The sequence below is a fragment of the Vibrio genomosp. F10 str. 9ZD137 genome (assembly GCF_049974785.1).
GTDB lineage: Bacteria > Pseudomonadota > Gammaproteobacteria > Enterobacterales > Vibrionaceae > Vibrio.
Genome location: NZ_JBNGCJ010000919.1, coordinates 1 through 5510, shown reverse-complemented (window position 1 = coordinate 5510; position 5510 = coordinate 1). Strand labels below are relative to the sequence as shown.

The 5510-nt window shown below is 43.9% G+C and carries 5 protein-coding genes and 1 pseudogene; 5 read left to right on the top strand and 1 reads right to left on the bottom strand.

What is annotated here, in order from left to right:
• The 5 genes and pseudogenes from ACP45E_RS20305 to csdA form a co-directional block, all read left to right on the top strand.
• A pseudogene (locus tag ACP45E_RS20305) lies at window positions 1-847 on the top strand (MFS transporter); the annotation flags it as partial.
• Window positions 848-1253: 406 nt separating this feature from the next.
• The gene (locus ACP45E_RS20300) at window positions 1254-2063 is read left to right on the top strand and encodes an outer membrane protein OmpK (RefSeq protein WP_017038008.1); all 810 of its coding nucleotides are present in this window, start codon (window positions 1254-1256) and stop codon (window positions 2061-2063) included.
• A 125-nt stretch (window positions 2064-2188) separates the two neighbouring features.
• Complete coding sequence (gene panE / locus ACP45E_RS20295) at window positions 2189-3082, top strand: 2-dehydropantoate 2-reductase (protein ID WP_069585480.1); 894 nt, start codon at window positions 2189-2191, stop codon at window positions 3080-3082.
• On the top strand, window positions 3075-3680 hold the full coding sequence (locus ACP45E_RS20290; protein ID WP_017038010.1) for a DJ-1 family glyoxalase III: 606 nt from the start codon (window positions 3075-3077) through the stop codon (window positions 3678-3680). The genes panE and ACP45E_RS20290 overlap by 8 nt, the downstream gene beginning before the upstream one ends.
• Window positions 3673-4884, top strand: a complete 1212-nt coding sequence (gene csdA / locus ACP45E_RS20285; RefSeq protein ID WP_026026621.1) for a cysteine desulfurase CsdA — start codon at window positions 3673-3675, stop codon at window positions 4882-4884. The genes ACP45E_RS20290 and csdA overlap by 8 nt, the downstream gene beginning before the upstream one ends.
• Before the next feature lie 89 nt (window positions 4885-4973).
• Here the strand turns inward: csdA and csdE are convergent, their stop codons facing one another.
• Complete coding sequence (gene csdE / locus ACP45E_RS20280; protein ID WP_017038012.1) at window positions 4974-5399, bottom strand: cysteine desulfurase sulfur acceptor subunit CsdE; 426 nt, start codon at window positions 5397-5399, stop codon at window positions 4974-4976.
• Between the last annotated feature and the right edge of the window lie 111 nt (window positions 5400-5510).

The following is a 5510-nucleotide window of genomic DNA, read 5'->3' as shown; positions in this document are numbered from 1 at the left end:
CTACTCATTGCCCGGCTATGTGGCTTTTATCAACGCAGATAGCATGGGATGGAATGGGGTTTACTACGGAATGGCGGGATTTGTCGCTGTATTAATGTTGTTTACCTTGCTCGTAGGAGAGCCCAACACCCAGCGAGAAGCTCTTCAAAAACAAGCAGAACAACGCCATAACGAGGTGGTTGGGTCAAAAGTTGCGGCTTGGTTTACAGTTACCGTTGTGGAGCCATTTTTAGATTTCTTCAAACGGAATGGCGTTCAAGTAGCGATTACTTTATTGCTGTTTGTATTCCTCTTTAAGATCGGTGAAGCGTTCCTAGGCCGAATGTCGATTCCCTTTTATAAAGAAGTCGGATTTAGTAACGAACAAATTGGCCAGTACTCAAAACTGATCGGGTGGGGAGCAACCATTTTCTTTACCCTAGTTGGCAGTATGTTTAATGTGAAATTCGGCATTGTACGTGGCTTAATGATTGGCGGTATTGCAATGGCGGCAAGTAACTTAATGTTTGCTTGGATTGCCAAAGTTGGCCCCAATGAGCATTTGTTCTTAGCGACCATTCTGGTTGATAACTTTACTACCGCATTTTCAACGGTGGCATTTGTATCCTTTTTGACCATTCTGACGGGTGAAGCTTTTTCAGCAACACAATACGCCCTACTGGCCTCACTCGGAAACTTTGGTCGAACCACATTGGCTTCGTTTAGTGGAGAACTGGCTGACTTCCTCAATGACTGGTCAACCTTCTTTATCGTTACCGCGGTCATGGTAATTCCAAGCTTGATCATGCTTTATTCGCTTCGACATTACTTTAATCGACTACTTGATAAAGCCAGAAATGAATCTTAATCATTGATAAAATGTATAATGAAAGGGGTGGCTATTTAGCTGCCCTTTTATATCGCCAACTAAGATGTAACCTCAAAGATCACAATCACATAAATGTTCCAACATCGTATTTACGATCCCTATCTACCTAACGTTAACTAAATAAGTTGGTTAATCGATAAACAATTGCGGCTTTTGACAATCGAAGCAATGAGACACCAATCACATCATTAGTGCAACGCAATGAAATAAGTATTAAGTTCATTATCACGCACCATAAACGTGACTCATGTCACAATAAATTTGCAATGCAATCGTTTGTCTCTCTTTTATTTTTGAATTAAGTCGTTATTATGCGCTGCATTCGGATGTGCTTAACACTAAAATAAGCACCATGTGACATATCAATAAATAGAGAGTACTTTTCATGCGCAAATCACTTTTAGCTCTTAGCTTGTTAGCAGCAACTTCAGCGCCAGTTTTAGCAGCAGACTACACTGACGGCGATACACATAAAAACGATTATAAGTGGATGCAGTTCAACCTTATGGGCGCATTCGATGAGCTTCCAGGTGAGTCTTCTCATGACTACCTAGAGATGGAATTCGGTGGCCGCTCTGGAATTTTCGATCTATACGGTTACGTTGATATCTTTAACCTAACAACAGACAGCAATAGCGATAAAGCTGGGGCAGCTAAATCATTCATGAAATTTGCCCCTCGTATGTCTCTAGATGGATTGACAGGTAAAGACCTTTCATTCGGTCCTGTAGAAGAACTTTATGTAGCGACTGTTTTTGAGTGGTCTGGTGATGCTGAAAGTGCTTTCGGCGTAAACAACTCTAAAGTTGGTCTAGGTTCAGACGTAATGGTTCCTTGGTTAGGTAAAATTGGCCTAAACCTTTACGGTTACTACGACAACAACGAAAAGGATTGGAACGGTTACCAGATCTCTACTAACTGGTTTAAACCTTTCTACTTCTTCGAGAACGGCTCTTTCATCTCTTACCAAGGCTACATCGACTACCAATTCGGTATGGAAGATGGCGCTGGTAACAAGTTTGGTTCAACAGCAAGCCACGGTGGTGCAATGTTCAATGGCATCTACTGGCACTCAGACCGTTACGCTCTAGGTTACGGCCTTAAAGCGTACAACGATATCTACGGTATCGAAGACTCTGCTGGTCTAAAATCTTCAGGCTTTAGCCACTACATTGCTGCTACTTACAAATTCTAAGTTTGTATAACTAATACTAAAATGGCGCTCTTGAGCGCCATTTTTTGTGCCTGCCATTTTATTTCTATTGATTTCCTACTCTAGCCTATTATCCTTGCCTCACACTTTGTAATAGAGACTCTAACGTGAATATTGTGGTTCTTGGCCCCGGCGCAATTGGCGCTCTGTGGGCTTCTCATCTTAATTCGTCTGGGCATAACGTATCGCTCTGGAGCAGAAGCTCGTGTCCTAATATTTCTATTCAACTTGATGACAACCACAATCAAACGTATCTCAATCAACACAGCCTCGCACTTAACAATGCTGATTTATTGTTGGTCACAGTCAAGTCATGGCAAGTTCAAGAAGCACTAGAACCACTTCTAGAGTCACTTCATCATGATTGTATTATTCTATTTATGCATAATGGCATGGGCGCGGTCGACCCACTTAGATCTCAACTGAACGCCCACCCCGTTCTGTTAGCAACAACGACACATGGCGCACTTAAATTAAATGACACTAAAGTCAGTCACACAGGTCAAGGGGCAACACAAGTTGGTCCATACAACCATCGAGGGCAACAATGCCAATTCATGACTGACGTGCTCAACCATGCTCTGCCCAGTGTGACTTGGAATGACAATATAACCGCTGCCTTGTGGCAGAAGTTAGCAATTAACTGTGCCATCAACCCCTTGACCGCCATCGAGCAGTGTAGAAATGGACAATTAGCTGGCGAACCCTACCAGCAAAGACTCAACGCCATTATAGAAGAAGTCGCGCAGGTCATTCAGGCAGAGGGCATTAGCCTGTCTAGCGAGACATTGAGTTCAACCGTAACAACCGTCATTCAAGCCACCGCAGACAATTATTCTTCAATGAGGCAAGATATTTTCTACCAAAGAAAAACCGAGATAGACTTTATTACTGGCTACTTAATCGATAAAGCGGCTCAACACCGCATCACGACACCAGAGAATGATAAACTCTACAAGGCCATCAAACACATAGAACTAAGTTGGACGAATCATGACTAAAAAAATACTGGTTCCTATCGCACTAGGCACTGAAGAGATGGAAGCAGTAACGATCATCGATATTATGGTACGCGCTGGCTACGAGGTTATTGTTGCAAGTGCAGATTTTGATGGCCAACTGACCATGAAGGCTTCAAGAGGAGTTACCCTGACCGCAGATTGTCGCTTGGTGGATATTGCCGATGACGAATTTGATGCGGTCATTCTTTCAGGTGGCGTATCTGGCGCAGAGGTGTTTCGAGACAGTCCAATCTTGATGGAAATCGTTAAGCAACATAAATACGATGGTAAGTTAGTCGCGGCCATTTGCGCAGCACCTGCTCTGGTTTTACAACATCACGATTTATATCCAACAGCGCTGATGACCTGCCACCCAAGCTTTCAAGATCATATTGAAGAACCGTATTGGCGACAAAAGCGAGTCACTATCGATGTCACCCATAACTTGATCACCAGTCAAGGCCCAGGAACGGCACTCGAGTTTGCTATTGAAATCATAATTCACTTGTCTGGTAAGCCCCATGCTTGGAGCGTTGCAGAACCGATGGTGACACTCCCTACCCTGCATTATTTTAAACTGGGTAATGAACATGCTTGATATAGCGGCAATTAAGCAGCAATTCCCTGCACTCAATCAAAAAGTCAATGGTGAGCCACTGATCTATCTCGACAGCGCAGCAACCACACAAAAGCCTCAAATCGTGATTGATGCCATCAGCGACTATTACAGTGCTCAAAATGCAAATGTTCACCGAGGAAGTCATAGCTTAACTGCCAACGCCACCAATCAATTTGAACACGCACGAGAAATCGTCGCTGAGTTCATGGGGGCTCAAAGCACTAAAGAGATCATCTGGACACGAGGCGCGACCGAAGCGATCAATTTGATTGCACAAACTTACGCTCGTAATACGTTGCAATCGGGTGATGAAATCCTCATCAGTGAAATGGAACATCACGCAAATATCGTCCCTTGGCAGATCGTTGCCGAACAAACAGGCGCTAACATCGTCAAAATACCAATGACGCCCGACTGCCAATTAGATTATGAAGCGTTTGAGGATCGATTGTCCTGTCGTACTAAGATTGTCGCTCTGGCTCATATCACCAATGTCACAGGGACAAGGCAACCTATTGAAAAAATCATAGCGAAGTCGCACCAGATTGGCGCGGTTGTTGTGGTTGATGGTGCACAAGGTATTGTCCACGAACGCGTCGATGTCGCAGCCCTTAACGCTGACTTCTATGTTTTCTCGGGGCACAAACTTTATGCGCCTGCCGGTATTGGTGTTCTGTATGGAAAACTTGAACTGCTCGATGTCATGCCGCCGTGGCATGGTGGTGGAAAAATGGTCGAAAGCGTTTCTTTTGAGAAAACAACCTTTTCCGAATTGCCTGGGAAGTTTGAAGCGGGAACTCCTAATGTCGCTGGCGCCATTGCTTTGGCTAAAGCCATCGAATGGTACCAAGGTTTTGATGCAAAGAAAGTCGACGCTCACATCCACGAACTGCAAAAAAAAACCTATCTAGCGCTGCTTGATTTTGAAGATATTGCAATACATGGCTATCAAGATGGGGCGAGCGTGATTAGTTTTGGTATTGAGGGGGTTCATCATCAAGATATCGCCACGTTACTCGACCAACAAGGTATCGCAGTTCGAGCTGGGCACCACTGTGCTCACCCTTTAATGGATGCCCTTGGGATTAAGGGAAGTGTCCGAATTTCGTTTGGTATCTATAATGACCAGAATGACGTAAAACGCTTAATTTCTGCCATCGAGAAGGCAGTCAATATACTGTAGTTCAAACCGAATGAAACCCTAAATGAAAAAGGTTCGCTGATGCGAACCTTTTCTTTATCACTCTTGTGAAGCGCCATTGTTGAAGCGAATCACTTGAGCGATTTTATCTGCTCTACTATCGCTTTTAGGCCATTGCCACGCGAAGCACTTAAGTGAGAAATTAACCCTAGCGATTCAAAATAGCCATCAACATCAAACTCGCTAATTTGCTCTGAAGTTTTACCATCAAAAGCGGCAAGAACTAATGCTATCAAACCACGAACAATGCGAGCATCAGAATCTGCATGAAAAGACCAAACACCAGCAACAGACTGACTCACTAACCAAACTTGGCTTTCACAGCCAGAAACCATGACCTGCTCAGTTTTAAACTCTTCCGCCATTTGGGGGAGTTTTTTTCCCCATTGAATCACTTGGCGGTATTTGTCTTCCCAGCCTTTAAATGACTGCATGGTAGCAACGATATCGTCCGTCGTGATATCGCGGCCAAATGGTGTGATCGGAAAGTCTGTCATACTCAACTCATCTCATTAGGTAATGGCTAACGTTACTGACTGTGCTTAGCGATGATCTTCTCAACAATTTTCGAGACGGCAACCAAACCAAAGATCGGAAGAGAGGTTCAG